Origin of the sequence: Yersinia sp. Marseille-Q3913 (assembly GCF_963892745.1) — a bacterium.
Classification (GTDB): Bacteria; Pseudomonadota; Gammaproteobacteria; order Enterobacterales; family Enterobacteriaceae; genus Yersinia; species Yersinia bercovieri.
Map to the genome: position 1 here is coordinate 15318 of NZ_CAWQAF010000017.1, position 13977 is coordinate 29294.

Here is a 13977-nt window from a genome sequence, read left to right on the forward strand (position 1 = left end):
CTTCCTTTATCTGCTTTCTATTATATGGTTAATTACCAATCAACATATTATAAATCAATAAATCATAATAGTCGTTTAGCTTTTCCATCAGACTTATTAATATCCTTCAAAGAGTTAATAATAGACTTCGCGACTCAGGCATAAAAATCAAAAAGATAGACCATCACACTTAAGTTTCATAATAAATTTAATTATTAATCGCCCTATAAATTATCTATTACGCTGGAAAAATATAGTTTTGTATTCCATGCTAAATCATGAGAAGAAAACCTCTCACTCGCGCATTAATAATACCAGCTGAAATATAATGGATAGATAAGGAAGTAATCATGGTTTATAAATCCCTGCTTAATATTATCATTGCAATACTCTCATTCGCAGCAATTAATACCGTATTTGCTGCATCATCTCCTACTACACCTAGCGATATGACATGTAAGGAGTTCCTTGATCTTAATCCGAAAAGTATGACACCCGTGGCTTTCTGGATCATTAATCAGGATACCCATTATAAGAAAGGAGATACCCTCGATTTTCAGGAAGTTGATACGATTTACACACCCAAGGTGATTGATGTGTGTAAAAAAACACCCGATAAAAAAGTGGCTGAGATGAAGAAAGAAATTGAGGAGGCGACCAACAAGAAGTCAATGTAATATAATCCCTAGCCCCACACTGGGTAAGTGGGGCTATCATTATTCTTGGTGACGATGACTTTAGGGAATAACCATGCTTAAAAAATTGATGCTGACAACTTTGCTGCTATTACCCACCAGCCAGGTGTTGGCCCTTGATTGTAATAATGCCATGACACAGCTAGATATGAACCAGTGCGCAAATTCAGAGTATAAGAAAGCCGATACCGAACTCAATCGCACCTATAAGCAAGTGCTCGCCAAAACGTCCGTGGCCCAAAGGGCATTATTGAAAAGTGCGCAACTGACCTGGATAAAATACCGCGACGCAGATTGCACCTTTCAGTCTTCCGCCACTGAAGGCGGTTCGGTACACCCCATGATTATCTCTGCTTGTCTGACCCATAAAACCGAAGAGCGCACCGCACAATTAAAATCGTTTCTTAATTGCCCTGAAGGGGACTTAAGTTGCCCGCTATGATAATTAGCGCTGGCGCATTGACGATGGCGTTAAGCCGTAAGCTGTTTTAAAACAGTGACTAAAATGGCTCGCTGAGCTGAAACCGCAGGCCAAAGCAATATCAATAAGTGGCATCATGCCATGCTTTAGTAATTGCTCGGCATGATTGGTATTGTCGCCCTATTCTGGCAAGATTTAACGGCTACCCAAATCGCACCGGAATTACTGAAAGGCATTGGTCTGAGCTTATTGGGCACTTACGGTTTCTCGCTGGGTAATATGATTAGCAGCCGCCACCAGCGCCAGGGGTTGGATATTCTCTCCACTAATGCTTATGCCATGACCTATGGTGCTGTGCTGATGGGGCTTTTCAGTATCATTCAGCACCACTCTTTCACTATCGAATTAACACCGCGTTATTTGGGTTCATTACTTTATTTGGCAATTTTCGGTTCAGTGATTGCTTTCGCCGCCTATTTCAGTCTGATTGGCCGTATCGGCGTCAGTGGCGCAGCCTACAGCACCCTATTATTTCCACTCGTGGCACTGACCATCTCAACTTTCTATGAAAGCTATCACTGGCATCTAAATGCCATTATTGGCTTACTGTTAATCCTACTGGGTAATTTGGTCATGTTCTCTCGTCCGGGCATGGTGCAATCGTGGTTGAAGCTCCGCCACCACTGCCCATAATTTGCGACTTTCACTATCAGCCGCAGCCCATCATTTAACGGCAAAAGCCCTAATGGTGAATAAACTCAATGCCATACAATCCACCAATGGCATTAATCGTCTCAAGTAAATGAGCGCCATCAGCCTGCGCTAACGCGGTTTCACCCTCTTCTTCATGCCCTAATTGCCACTGGGGAAGTGCGGAAAACCATGCAATTATCTTAGCCATTGTCACCTCTGCGTACTCTACAAATGGGCGGAACTGCTTATTTAAGAGTAGACGCTGAATCGGACAATAAATGAACTAATCATTATTGCTTTGAATATGCAGAATTTAGATATTACAAAACCGTTTAGATATTACAAAACCGACTTGGGATAGCGATTCAGAATTTATCATTTTATTGATGCCAGCTAGTGGTCAAGAGGCTATCTTTAGCTGATATTCACCCCAAAGGAGTTTCGCATGTTTGTTGTCAGCCTGACTTACCACCAACCTATCGCGATTGTGATTCTGACCGCTGTTGCCGCTGCTCCATAATGCGATGCAGATTCGCCTCCAGCCAGACTGTCAACCCCTCCACCTGCTCCTGAATCTCTCTTCCCAACGGCGTCAGCTTATATTCCACATGCGGCGGCACGACCGGATATGCGATGCGCTCGACAAAGCCATCTTCTTCGAGGTTTTGCAGGGTTTGCGCCAACATTTTCTCACTGACACCACCAATCTTGCGTCTTAGCGCACTAAAACGCAGGGTTTCGTTGCTTAAAGCAATCAGCACCAAGACTCCCCAGCGGCTGGTGACTCGCTTGAGTATCTCTCTTGAAGGACAATCAGCATTGAGCAATTCACCACGCCGGAGCTGTTCCGGAAATGACATATTGTTGTTCAAATTTTGCGGCTCCACTATTTCTATACTAACCTTTTGGTGCGTACTTACTTAAAGTTAGTATATTGCATATGATGCTGTTAAGGGCGAATTTTTGACGAATATCCCCTTTTATTCCTGATTAAAAGTTCGCCACCCGATCCTACAACATCAATCTGGAGCCATATTATGATCGCAGTAACCGGTGCCACAGGCCAATTAGGCCGCCTTGTTATCAACGCATTACTGAAAAAAGTGCCTGCCAGTGAAATCATTGCCACCGTCCGCAGCCCTGAAAAGGCCAGCGACCTGGCAGCATTAGGGATTGAAATCCGTAAAGCTGACTATAGTCAGCCCGCCACCCTGGATAGCGCGTTTCAGGGGGTCGATAAACTGCTGTTAATCTCATCCAGTGAAGTGGGACAACGTGTTGCCCAACATACTGCGGTGATTGAGGCGGCCAAACGTGCGAGGGTCAAACTCCTGGCCTATACCAGTTTGCTACATGCCGATAAATCCTCTCTGGGATTAGGTGAAGAGCACCGCGCAACAGAAGCACTATTACGTCATTCCGGCTTGCCGGTGGTGTTATTGCGCAACGGCTGGTACACCGAAAACTATGCCGCAAGTATTGCGCCCGCCTTGGCCCACCGTGCATTTATCGGGTCAGTAGGCGATGGTCGTATCGCCTCAGCCACACGCGAAGATTATGCAGAAGCGGCAGCTGTGGTACTAATCCAAGAAAATCAGGCCGGTAAAATTTATGAGTTAGCTGGCGATGAGAGCTATACGCTGGCTGAGTTCTCAGCAGAAATTGCCCGTCAGTCCGGTAAGCCCATGGTGTACCAAAATTTGTCTGAAGCGGATTTCCGCCAGGCACTGATTGGCGCGGGGTTACCAGAGGTTTTCGCCAGTCTGCTGGCAGATTCTGATGCCGGAGCCGCCAAAGGTGGGTTATTTGATGACAGCCATACATTGAGCAAACTTATTGGTCGCCCGACAACCCCTTACGCGAAAGTGATTGCCGCAACACTGGCAGCACTTTAAGCCGTTTCACGATGTTAATGACCGGTAACCTTCGGGCGACCGGTCTTTTTTATAAGATAAATCATACCGCTTAGATAGCTGAATGTATTCATCCATAACTCTCAATTAATGGCGAAAGCTATAACGCACGCTAATTAAAGTCGCTGTAACAAATAGTTATTGTGAACTTCATACTTGATAAATATTGTAAATAAAAACCATATAAACGTTATGTTTTTTAACTTTTTAGTAAAAAACCCTCCTATTTACCTCATAAAATGAGGCAATAAAATCACATTAGCTAATTCATTCAATAAATTCATCAATCGATGATTGACACCATTAAAAAATATAAATATAACTAACTGATATTTAACATTTTAATAATAAAATCTATTTTACAAAAAACACAATTTAGATTTCAAACAAAAAATAAGCTCATCAAACCATTCGTCAATAGAATATTTAAGCGCTCCAAATAAGTGCAATAGCACTAATAATCAGCACTAACATCGGGCATTAATAATTTAATTAATAAAAGTATAAAGTTTTATCTTATGGGGCCGATTACCCTAAGCAATTGTTGTCTTCATCTGTTATTCGGGAACTCCCCCAATTTACTGAGGTTATTATGAGAGTGAACAAGCCTGTCAGTCGGCAGGAGTATCCCATTGATCGCGATACCACCTTGCAATCGACTACCGATACGCACGGCAATATCGCCTATGCTAACGCCGCATTTGTTCGTGCCAGTGGTTTTGAATATCAGGATTTACTCGGTCAACCGCACAATATTGTGCGACACCCAGATATGCCACCAGCCGCTTTTGCCGATATGTGGCAAACCCTGAATGCCGGGCTTTCCTGGTCATCACTGGTGAAAAACCGCCGTGAAAATGGTGACTACTATTGGGTACGCGCTAATGCCACCCCGTTACGCCATAATGGCCGCTTAACCGGCTATATCTCTGTGCGCATCGCGCCGACCCGTGCAGAGATTAAGCAAGCAGAAGCCCTGTATGCTGATTTTAACTCCGGCAAGGCCAGGCAGCGCCGCATCAAGCTGTATCGTGGATTAATTGTGCGTTCTGGTTGGCTCTCATGGATGTCACTGTTCCAAACGCTATCATTACGATGGCGTTTACGCGGTGCATTACTGGGTGCGGCGCTGCTACCTACTGTCGCTGCGGGCGTAATGGGGATAACAGGTTTGCCTCTATTGACGCTGGGTGCTGTTACCCTTGCCAGCAGCATCATCACTTCATTGTGGCTGGAGCGTCAGGTCGCCCGCCCGATCGCCGCGATTTTGCAGCAAGCGCAAGATGTCTCTTCCGGGCAAGCCGGTGACTATGTGCAGCTAAACCGCGTCGATGAGATAGGCTATCTGATGCGTAGCGTGAATCAATTGGGCCTAAATCTCCGCTCATTAACCGATGATGTTAGTGGCCAGGTTGATGGCATTAATACCGCCAGCAGTGAAATAGCCGCAGGAAATCGGGAGTTAAAAGTCCGCACTGAACAAGCGACGGCTAACTTGCAACACATCGTCAGCGCGACTGAACAATTAGTGGCAACCGTGCAAAACAGTGCCAATAGCGCCAATGAGACCACCTCGCTGGCAGCGATGAGCAGTCATGCTGCGGAACAAGGCAGTGAGTTAATGCACCAGGTGATTGAAACCATGGGGACGATTAATGACTCCAGCCATCGTATTGTCGATATCATTAGTGTGATTGAAGGCATCGCCTTCCAGACCAATATTCTGGCACTCAATGCCGCGGTTGAAGCCGCTCGCGCCGGAGAGCAGGGCCGAGGATTTGCGGTGGTCGCCAGTGAGGTTCGTCACCTGGCACAGCGCTCATCAACAGCAGCCAAAGAGATTAAGCACTTAATTGAAACCAGTGTAGAGCGGGTTCGCGATGGCAGCGCACTGGTACAAAATGCCGGTGCCACCATGGACAATATCGTCAAGCAGGCGGGTCAGGTCTCAACCTTAATCAGTGAGATCAGCACCTCGACCCATGAGCAGACACAAGCACTTGGCCAAATTAGCCAATCGATTGGCCAGTTGGACCAAATGACGCATCAGAATGCCGCCATGGTTGAACAGTATGCGGGCGCAGCGGAAGAGCTGGCCCATCGCACCCTGCGCCTGACAGCGGCGGTACGAATCTATCGGCCAGTAAAGTGAGATAACTATTTGATGGCACAGTGCTGAAATAACGCCGACAAATTAAGGGATTAAGACTAACCGCCACATTAATTGTTATGGCTGCCATAACAGTTAATTCATCTGTCATAGCAATAAACAGAAACCCCGTTATAGTGGATAGGTGGTTATTCAATTATTAAATAAGGAGTTTTATGTCATCACTTAATCAAACATCTGTTCGCGCTAAGCAAGGTGGACCCGATGCAAACTTACCTGGTGAAGATCATTTGATCGCCCATGAAGCTTTGCTTATCGCATTAATGGTTGAATGCGCTAATGAGTCCGATAACGATCAATTTCTGTCTAGTGTCCGGGGGACACTTAACGAAATCTTAGGCACCGCACGCTATCTTGATGCCAGCAAGATAGCTAATGGCTTGATCGATGAGGCTGATGATAAAGCCAACCGCTAATAGTTAGCCCTCATTATGAACTGCACCCCATTAAGTTGGACAGTTTGCATCAGGTGGCTAATAAGGCCTGGGTTCGGTATTCCACCGGACTTAGGCCGTTCAGTCTCAGGCTGATACGTTCATGGTTGTAATAATGGATATATTCGTCTCAGCCCAATATTCGCTTCTCTTTATTGACGAAGCATCTGGCTTATAAAAAGGTTTAGCGTGGTTTAAATGTAGTCTCTTCCACGCAATATCCTTTTTGATTACTTTTGCAGCAGACCCTGCCACAATGAAATTATTGGGTGTCAGCCCTTCACAATACTGCCGAATCCAACGACAGAACGATCCGCCAAGAACTGTGGCCTTGGCTGCTATCCACACATGGTCGCCAATATCTACCCATAAAAAATGGAATATGCCACCCCATAACGGGTGGCTGGCAATGAGTTATTTTATTATCGAGCTAGGTGGACAATAACTCAGAATTATCTCCAGGCAGGTCGGGCTCCCAGTGTCGTTGCCCTAGGCCTGTGAGGGTTTACATTTTGTGGTATGACTACTGGTCTGGGGATCTGCGATTTTGTTTGGTTCCGGGCTGCGGGGACTATATGAGTCGCAGCCCTTATCAATAGAGCTTCCCATTTATTGGCTTGCTCATCAGAATATTCAGTACCACCAAAATAAAAAGCGTTATCCATATCTAACTGATAAGTACCTGCATTGTCGGGGACATATAATGTTGAATTAAGTATGCGACTTAAATATTCCTTATGACCTTTATAATCTTCATGATGATTTATTAAGTCCAATAGAACATCATCTTTTGATGTATATTTTTCATTTACATCATTAAAGAATTTTATACCACCCTGCCTTAATGAGGCTATATCACCAAGCATCTTTAGGCGACTTTCGTTATAAGTATAATGAGATTTTGCAGTATTACTCAATGCTGACATGATGAACCAAACGGCTGCGCTTGCTTTAAAAGAACTATCAATTATGAAGGTGGTGTTACTAGTAGTGATAGTGGTTACGGGCGCGGAATAATCTCTATTATAATTATATACTATAGTTGAAAGGAAACTAGATGCCAAACCCGAACCAATAGATACCGCTTGTGGGAAAGTATTTAAAAGCGTATTTTCATTAATTCTAGTGTATGTTTGATAGATATCACCGCAAAAATAGAACAATACATTTGACATCTGACTTGGCAAACATTTCCGAAGATTATGCGAAAGGAAAGAAATAACACATGTCATTGGATCGTAAATATAATATTTATATCTAGCACTTCCTCTTGGTTCAAATAAGTGAGAGATAATCCCGCTATACATATTATCCAAAATTTTCTGTGCGTCAGCATTTCCCCCAGCATATTCCTGTAATACTCTGAATGTCCGAACTGAAGAGTTTAAAGTACCTACAAAAACGTCCAAATGTCTTATATCTAATCCATTTATAAAATTAACCACATTGTTAAAAAAAGTAATATCTGTATCTCGGGATATAAGCTTAAGTAAACTGTGGTTCGTAGTGAGTGTTAGGTTGCTATCCGCCATAATGTTGTCCTTTCATTATTCAGTATGGATAAAAACAAGAGTAATCTGCTACGCCACGAGTTCCGTGGTTCCCAACTAGCGCAGATTACCGTACTATTCTTACGAACGAGAGCCTTCAAAATGCAAGTCATATTTCACGTAACTCAATACACGTGCAGCGACTGCTGTCATTTTCAGCACGGGCAGAGTCCCTGCCCTTACAACCAGATATAAGCAGTGTATATATCGTCCGCTAACGAACAGGACTGCGAACACTCGCCAATCATTAATTTCCATCAGCCGCTCCTGCAAGGGTGCCAGTTCGTTAATGGCGAATACCCTTGCGGCTTTCTCCACATCACCGAAACCACCGGTGTTATTCGGTAAAATACCCATCAGTTGCGGTGGTATCCGTTGCATCGCGAGCTGGTCGTCGTGGGTGACATACTTAATGCTGGTGAACTCATCTTTCGCCGCCACTTCTGCCAGTGGGATCACTTGTATCCCGTCTTTTTTACCGGCTGGAGCATACATAAACAGATTGCGGAAATTACCCGGCCCTTTGGATTCTTTCAGCGCCTTGCGTAAACCGTGGCTGGTTGCAAGGTATCCGCGATGATGCGCCGAGTCAGGTGATGAATAAAGTGGTTGATGAGAAAGGTGCCGTCATTTCAGCAAAAATTCGGGTAGGCAAAGGCGGTGATTTCCATAATCTGGATGCTTTGGTAATGGCAGCTACTGATGAATTGATTGAGCCATGGTTCCAGGAGGATACCGAACTGGTGGCGATTGTTGGCCGCCAGCTGTTAGCGGATAAATATTTTCCCATTGTCAATCAAGAACAACCCAACAGCGAGCACTGGCCGCTGATTTAATTATCAGTCAAAAAAGGGTTGGTGGCTTGCCAGCAGTACGTGCGCCCTCTTTCCCGCCGAATGCCGTCTTTATCACTCGTCTGGATAACTTGTCCATTTACTGGCAGGACGGTACCCGCACAGCAACCACTGGATACCGCCCAACTGCTACGCGCCCAACAGATTTTAGCGGGTCAGGACATGCCGGATATGGTTTGCGCCCGCCTGCTTAAGTTTGTCGGCTATGCCCTACGTCAGGACGGCGACAACGTTCTCGCGCTGGCACTGACCGCCAATGCCAATAATCAGGCACAGGCACAATTGCGCCAACAGGTTGCCAGTACGGATCAGTTGTTGGCGCAGCGCAATAGCCAAATCAAGAGGTTATACCGTGAAAATGAAACCTTACGCCGCTGGGCTGATACTCCCCTGCCTGATGATATTATCCGGCTGCGCTAGCGACCTGCCTTTACCGGGGCCGCAGATTACCGTCAATGGCTGTCCGCGAGTGGCGCCTTGCCCATTTCCGGCAGCGGAACCGCAAACTAACGGTGACCTAAACGACGACATTGACCAGTTGGAAGCAGCGTTACACGCTTGCGCGGCGCAGGTTGATACGGTGTACCTTTGCCAACTAGGAGCCGCCGATGTTAAAGCCTGATTCGCTGCGTAGCGCTATTTTAAAAGCGGTGCCGTACATCAAGCAAAACCCAGACTGCTTGCATGTCTTTATTGATAAAGGGGCGATTATTGCCACGCTGGCCCCATCACTCTCTTTTGAATATCAATACACCTTAAATCTGGTGGTGACCGATTACGCCAGCGATATGGATCTGGTCATTGTCCCAATCTTGCATTGGTTGCGCACTCATCAGCCAGATATTATGGCAAACCCCGACAAACGTCAGGAGGGTTTCACCTTTGAGGCCGACTATCTGGATAATAAGGTTTGCGATATCAGCTTCGACATTAAACTCACCGAGCGAACCATTGTTGAAGAGCAAGACGGAACGTTAACCGTGACTCATATGGCAGAGCCGGCGCCACCGGAGCATTTTATCAAGAGTTATAAAATCGGTATCGACGGTAAAACCGTGACGGAATGGGTCGCATGAATGACCTGCATGAGTTAGACCAAACTTTATCCATCTTACTGGCGCAATTATCCCCACAGGCGCGCGGCGCGTTTATGCGTCAGGTAGCTAAACAGCTACGCCAGCGCCAGCAAAAGCACATTCAGGCACAACAGAACCCGGACGGCTCCCCCTTTGTACCGCGCAAGAAGAAACGCCGTGATAAACAAGGCCGTATCAAGCGCAAGATGTTTACTAAGCTGCGCACCGCCCGTTATATCAAAAACGAATCCAACGCCGATGAGGCCGCCGTCACCTTTAGCGGTAAGGTCAATAATCTGGCGCGAGTGCATCACTACGGCTTGCGGGATAAAGTTAGCCGCAACGGGCCAACTGTAAAATACGAACGCCGCCAGTTATTGGGCTTTACTGACGGCGACAGTGAATGGATTGGGGATCTAGCATTGGAGTGGCTAGCTAAATAATACTACATCACAGCATTCCATGTGTTTTAGCATAATCGCGTAACGCTTCATTCATCTTAGTTTGCCACCCGTCACCCTGCGCCCGATAGGCGTCCACCACATCGTGATCAATCCGTAACTTAACTGGCTCTTTCGGATTTGCCAGTTTTGGACGTCCACGGGTTTTTATCACCTTTTCCGCGCCCTCTTTCCCAAACAACTCAGTAAATACCTCGGCGGCTGGACGTGCGCGGGCAAACTCTGCCTCGCCCCACTCAGGGTTATCGGTTATGGTGACTTTATTGATTTTTTTGTTCATATCGCTTTACCTCACGGGAATTGGCCTTACGCAAGCTGATAACATGCACCTTGCCGTTACGTGGTGTGAATACCAACATATGTAACCGCTCTTCAATGTAGCCCAGTGCCTGAAAGCGCCGCTCTGGATATTCCTTACGTAGATCCTCAACAATTAGCGCGGTAGCAACTTCAAAATCACGCGCCATCTCAAAGGACAGTTTACGTTCAGCAATATTTTTTTCGTTTTTGGTTGGGTCGTAACATATGTCCATATAATTAATGTACCCCCAATAAATGAATCAATGCAAGCGATATTAGCATTTATGTTTTAGTCTGATTTTCCTTGTGCCATCACTCATACAAAACCCATCACATACCCCACGCGCCTGTAGGCGGCACACTGACCGCATGAATATCCTTATCGCTGGCCTTAAACGTCTGCTGGCTAACATTATCCGTATTGGCATCATCTCAGACGTCAATGTGATATCTGCTACGGCTTGCGCGATAAAGTCAGCTGCAACGAGCCAACTATTAAGTACCTGCGCCGCCAGTGGTTAGGCTTTACGGATGGCGATAATGAATGCATAGGGAATTGGAGTTGAAAAACATCGCTAACTAATTACTTCATATAAATAATTTATTTTTTTCTTATTAAATGAAAAATCACTTTTGTCATTAGATATGAAAGAAAAAGAGCAAGAATAGCCATTTCATAATAGAGCGCTATCAGGATATTCGTATTAAGAAAGTTAAAATAACTTATCGCATTGCCAAACTGATCGCTTGACAATACCAACACCAGAACCTCTGGAATAAGAAAGGTCAAGATAACAAATAAAGTAAGAAAAGTCCCAAATTTAGCCAGTCGCATCATACAACTCCATTGTAGTATTTAAAATCCATAATTATAACGTATAGTACACGATTATTGACAATCAATGGAGTGCTAGTTAATGAATGCTTCTCTTTATTTAAAAGAACAATTAAATGCGGACAGGATGTTATCACTCTCACTAGATCGTGGGATAAAAGAAACGATGAGTTCTGCCAAAGAAACAATCGAGAGTGTATACAGTGGAGCAGAAAAAACCAGTTGGTATACATCTTGTTTCTTTGAAAAATATGCGAGTGAATGTCAGGAAATAAAAACTGAGGATGCAAGAATAATAAAAGAAATATCAGAGATATACAGAAGATCTGATGTTATCTTTGACATGATAAAGCTTTATGTCGAATATGTTCTTGATAGGTACACACTGCGTGAAAATATGTGGAGCTCCGCTTATCAGTCAACCCATTTAGCTGCTAATCTCTCAGTTTCAATAACCACTAAAAAAGCCATGGCTTACTCTATAGCTAAAACAGTTGCGGAGTCATTCTCTGTATCCAATATTGTACGGGCAGAAATAAACAAAAAAGGTTTGTTTTTAATTAATGCCGCTGATTTATATGGAAAAGTTCAAAAGTCCGCCATCGCGGCCAGGAAGCTACAAGTCATTGAGCCCGGATACTATAATTTGCTACGAATCAATAATATAGAAATGCTTTACGTATATATAGATCCGGTTATTTCTAAAGCGATGGACAAAATACACTCGAACTCTAATTTAAGCTTTAACGAACTTGTGGATATACTTAACGGCATGGGAAAGTAATGAAAACAGTATTATATAACATATTGTTTTTGACGCTCCCATTTATTGTTATCGTTTTACTCGCAGCTTTCTATTTAGAATTCTTTCCTAATCACTTTGATAAACTGACATTAGTAACAATTGTGATTGTGTTTTTTGTATCATGCAAAATAATGCCTAATAAATATATCTAAAATATAATCAATACGGTGACTGTTTTACAGTTATCCTTTGAAAAATTCATGCAATAAACAGTCATTCCATTCTTATCCCCTACACCTCCTGTTTTCTCTTTTGTACCATCCCTCACACAAAACCCATCAGATGCCACACGCGCCCGTAAGCTGCAGACTGACTGCATGAATATCCTTATTGCTGGTCTTAAACGCCTGTTGGCTAACATTATCCGCATTGGCATCGTCTCCGACGTCGATCTTGCTAACGGATTGTGCCAGGTCAAGATAGGCAATCTTGAAACCGATTGGCTCAATTGGTTAACGCTACGCGCCGGTCGGGTGCGTTTTTGGTCTGCGCCGTCCAAGGGTGAACAAGTGATGGTACTGAGTATCGGCGGTGAACTCACCACAGGTTTTGTGCTGCCCGCCATCTTTTCGGATGCCAATCCTGCGCCGTCACAATCGGCGGATGGCATGGTGATCACCTTTCCCGATGGTGCGCGTTTTGAGTATGAGCCTGAAAGCAGCCATTTAGCTATAACCGGAATAGCCACCGCAGTGATTGAGGCCAGTGAGTCAGTCACTGTCACCGCCCCCAATATCACCTGTACCGCATCAGTCAAAATCACACTGTATAGCGGTATGAACCGCAACACCGGTTTGCAGATCGACGATATTGACCATATTCGCCAATCAATCAGTGACATTCTGACCACACCGCAAGGTACGCGAGTAATGCGCCGTGATTATGGCTCGTTGTTATCCGCCCTGATCGACCAGCCGCAAAATCCCGCTCTGCGTCTCAGAATGATGGCTGCGGTGTATGGCGCGGTGATGCGCTGGGAACGGTACATCACCGATGCTGAATATAACGCGCTCTACAATGTTTCACCGCCCATTGTTAAAGCTGCAATGGAACTTGCCTATCTTTGTTGCGCTCGGCAAGCGGACATACTCGCTTTGAAAAAGTCACAGCTAATGGATAGTGGCGTATTTATACAGCAAGGGAAAACCCGCAAGAAACAGATCAAGGCATGGACGGAAAGATTACAGCAAGCCATCAAGATTGCCAATGAAATAAAAATCGCCCCGGGTGTGAGCAGTATTTATGTACTACATCAAAAGTCAGGGCATGGTTACACAAGAGATGGTTTCAATAGTCGATGGCGCAATGCAAAATTATTGGCCGCAAAAAAATTTCCCGAATTGGATTTTGATTTCACATTTCATGATTTAAAGGCAAAGGGAATATCGGACTTAGAGGGAACGCTCGAAGAGAAGCAAGCTATTTCAGGGCATAAGAATACGGCTCAAACAGCAAGATATGACAGGAAAACAGAAATTGTGCCGGTGGTAGGTGGTCAAAAAAAGTGAGTTTTTATTCAGACTACCAAAATCATGTTAGGAAATGATGTTAGGAACATCTTAGGAATGTGATTTCGGGCACAAAAAAACCGCCTCACGGCGGTTAACGACATACTCATACTACTTTGTTTTACTTAGAAAATTTTCCATGGTGCCCGGGGCGGGACTTGAACCCGCACAGCCATAAGCCGAGGGATTTTAAAAACTCTTAGGACAATCTGCAAATCAATCACTTACGTAAAATCAGTAAGTTACCAAACACGATGGCGGGTTAGTTTGGGTTGTTGTGGGG

At 44.7% G+C, this 13977-nt stretch carries 16 protein-coding genes and 5 pseudogenes; 13 read left to right on the forward strand and 8 right to left on the reverse strand.

Annotated elements, in window-relative coordinates; genetic code table 11:
- Positions 1–329: 329 nt before the first annotated feature.
- Together hdeB and AACW11_RS08835 are read left to right on the forward strand one after the other, a co-directional pair.
- Positions 330–656 (forward strand): acid-activated periplasmic chaperone HdeB, encoded by a 327-nt coding sequence (gene hdeB / locus AACW11_RS08830; protein WP_212586510.1) that lies wholly within the window; start codon positions 330–332, stop codon positions 654–656.
- Between the two features lie 73 nt (positions 657–729).
- A complete protein-coding gene (locus AACW11_RS08835; RefSeq protein ID WP_212586511.1) occupies positions 730–1116 on the forward strand; it encodes a lysozyme inhibitor LprI family protein in 387 nt (128 codons plus the stop codon).
- 3 nt (positions 1117–1119) lie between these two features.
- On the opposite strand, the pseudogene AACW11_RS08840 reads toward AACW11_RS08835, so the two are convergent.
- Positions 1120–1257: pseudogene (locus tag AACW11_RS08840) on the reverse strand (helix-turn-helix domain-containing protein); the annotation flags it as partial.
- On the opposite strand from AACW11_RS08840, the pseudogene AACW11_RS08845 reads away from it, so the two are divergent.
- Positions 1249–1788 (forward strand): annotated as a pseudogene (locus tag AACW11_RS08845) (DMT family transporter); the annotation flags it as partial. The pseudogenes AACW11_RS08840 and AACW11_RS08845 overlap by 9 nt on opposite strands.
- A 49-nt stretch (positions 1789–1837) precedes the next feature.
- Here the strand turns inward: AACW11_RS08845 and AACW11_RS08850 are convergent.
- Positions 1838–1996: a hypothetical protein gene (locus tag AACW11_RS08850; RefSeq protein WP_212586512.1), complete on the reverse strand. Its 159-nt coding sequence runs from the start codon at positions 1994–1996 to the stop codon at positions 1838–1840.
- A 268-nt stretch (positions 1997–2264) separates the two neighbouring features.
- Positions 2265–2660 (reverse strand): winged helix-turn-helix transcriptional regulator, encoded by a 396-nt coding sequence (locus tag AACW11_RS08855; protein ID WP_212586513.1) that lies wholly within the window; start codon positions 2658–2660, stop codon positions 2265–2267.
- 165 nt (positions 2661–2825) lie between these two features.
- Here AACW11_RS08855 and AACW11_RS08860 point away from each other — a divergent pair, with 165 nt between their 5' ends.
- The 3 genes from AACW11_RS08860 (at position 2826) to AACW11_RS08870 (ending at position 6287) form a co-directional block, all read left to right on the forward strand.
- Positions 2826–3683 carry an SDR family oxidoreductase gene (locus AACW11_RS08860; protein WP_212586514.1) on the forward strand — a complete coding sequence of 286 codons (858 nt, stop codon included), beginning with the start codon at positions 2826–2828 and terminating at the stop codon, positions 3681–3683.
- Between the two features lie 610 nt (positions 3684–4293).
- Positions 4294–5853, forward strand: coding sequence for a methyl-accepting chemotaxis protein (locus tag AACW11_RS08865; protein ID WP_212586515.1), 1560 nt, complete (start codon positions 4294–4296; stop codon positions 5851–5853).
- Between the two features lie 173 nt (positions 5854–6026).
- A complete protein-coding gene (locus tag AACW11_RS08870; protein ID WP_212586516.1) occupies positions 6027–6287 on the forward strand; it encodes a hypothetical protein in 261 nt (86 codons plus the stop codon).
- A 49-nt stretch (positions 6288–6336) separates the two neighbouring features.
- On the opposite strand, the pseudogene AACW11_RS08875 reads toward AACW11_RS08870, so the two are convergent.
- The 3 genes and pseudogenes from AACW11_RS08875 to AACW11_RS08885 all read right to left on the reverse strand — a co-directional run.
- A pseudogene (locus tag AACW11_RS08875) lies at positions 6337–6435 on the reverse strand (IS3 family transposase); the annotation flags it as partial.
- A gap of 322 nt (positions 6436–6757) precedes the next feature.
- Positions 6758–7837: a hypothetical protein gene (locus AACW11_RS08880; protein WP_212586517.1), complete on the reverse strand. Its 1080-nt coding sequence runs from the start codon at positions 7835–7837 to the stop codon at positions 6758–6760.
- A 258-nt stretch (positions 7838–8095) separates the two neighbouring features.
- Positions 8096–8407: pseudogene (locus AACW11_RS08885) on the reverse strand (phage portal protein); the annotation flags it as partial.
- 44 nt (positions 8408–8451) lie between these two features.
- On the opposite strand from AACW11_RS08885, the pseudogene AACW11_RS08890 reads away from it, so the two are divergent.
- The 5 genes and pseudogenes from AACW11_RS08890 (at position 8452) to AACW11_RS08910 (ending at position 10228) form a co-directional block, all read left to right on the forward strand.
- Positions 8452–8903: pseudogene (locus AACW11_RS08890) on the forward strand (P2 family phage major capsid protein).
- A complete protein-coding gene (locus AACW11_RS20825; RefSeq protein ID WP_445285808.1) occupies positions 8872–9129 on the forward strand; it encodes a hypothetical protein in 258 nt (85 codons plus the stop codon). The pseudogene AACW11_RS08890 and the gene AACW11_RS20825 overlap by 32 nt, the downstream one beginning before the upstream one ends.
- A complete protein-coding gene (lysC, locus tag AACW11_RS08900; RefSeq protein ID WP_445285810.1) occupies positions 9107–9331 on the forward strand; it encodes an Rz1-like lysis system protein LysC in 225 nt (74 codons plus the stop codon). Before AACW11_RS20825 ends, lysC begins: the two co-directional genes overlap by 23 nt.
- Positions 9318–9785: a phage tail protein gene (locus tag AACW11_RS08905; RefSeq protein ID WP_212586518.1), complete on the forward strand. Its 468-nt coding sequence runs from the start codon at positions 9318–9320 to the stop codon at positions 9783–9785. Before lysC ends, AACW11_RS08905 begins: the two co-directional genes overlap by 14 nt.
- Positions 9782–10228, forward strand: coding sequence for a phage virion morphogenesis protein (locus AACW11_RS08910; RefSeq protein ID WP_212586519.1), 447 nt, complete (start codon positions 9782–9784; stop codon positions 10226–10228). Before AACW11_RS08905 ends, AACW11_RS08910 begins: the two co-directional genes overlap by 4 nt.
- Positions 10229–10235: 7 nt before the next feature.
- Here AACW11_RS08910 and AACW11_RS08915 read toward each other — a convergent pair whose 3' ends face one another.
- Both AACW11_RS08915 and AACW11_RS08920 read right to left on the reverse strand, forming a co-directional pair.
- Positions 10236–10526, reverse strand: a complete 291-nt coding sequence (locus AACW11_RS08915) for a BrnA antitoxin family protein (protein ID WP_212586520.1) — start codon at positions 10524–10526, stop codon at positions 10236–10238.
- Entirely contained in the window at positions 10507–10779 is a 273-nt protein-coding gene (locus AACW11_RS08920) for a BrnT family toxin (protein ID WP_212586521.1), read from the reverse strand. The genes AACW11_RS08915 and AACW11_RS08920 overlap by 20 nt, the downstream gene beginning before the upstream one ends.
- Before the next feature lie 684 nt (positions 10780–11463).
- Here AACW11_RS08920 and AACW11_RS08930 point away from each other — a divergent pair.
- Together AACW11_RS08930 and AACW11_RS08935 are read left to right on the forward strand one after the other, a co-directional pair.
- Positions 11464–12165 (forward strand): hypothetical protein, encoded by a 702-nt coding sequence (locus AACW11_RS08930; RefSeq protein WP_212586522.1) that lies wholly within the window; start codon positions 11464–11466, stop codon positions 12163–12165.
- Positions 12166–12503: 338 nt separating this feature from the next.
- The gene (locus tag AACW11_RS08935) at positions 12504–13694 is read left to right on the forward strand and encodes a phage baseplate assembly protein V (protein WP_249192918.1); all 1191 of its coding nucleotides are present in this window, start codon (positions 12504–12506) and stop codon (positions 13692–13694) included.
- Positions 13695–13977: the final 283 nt, after the last annotated feature.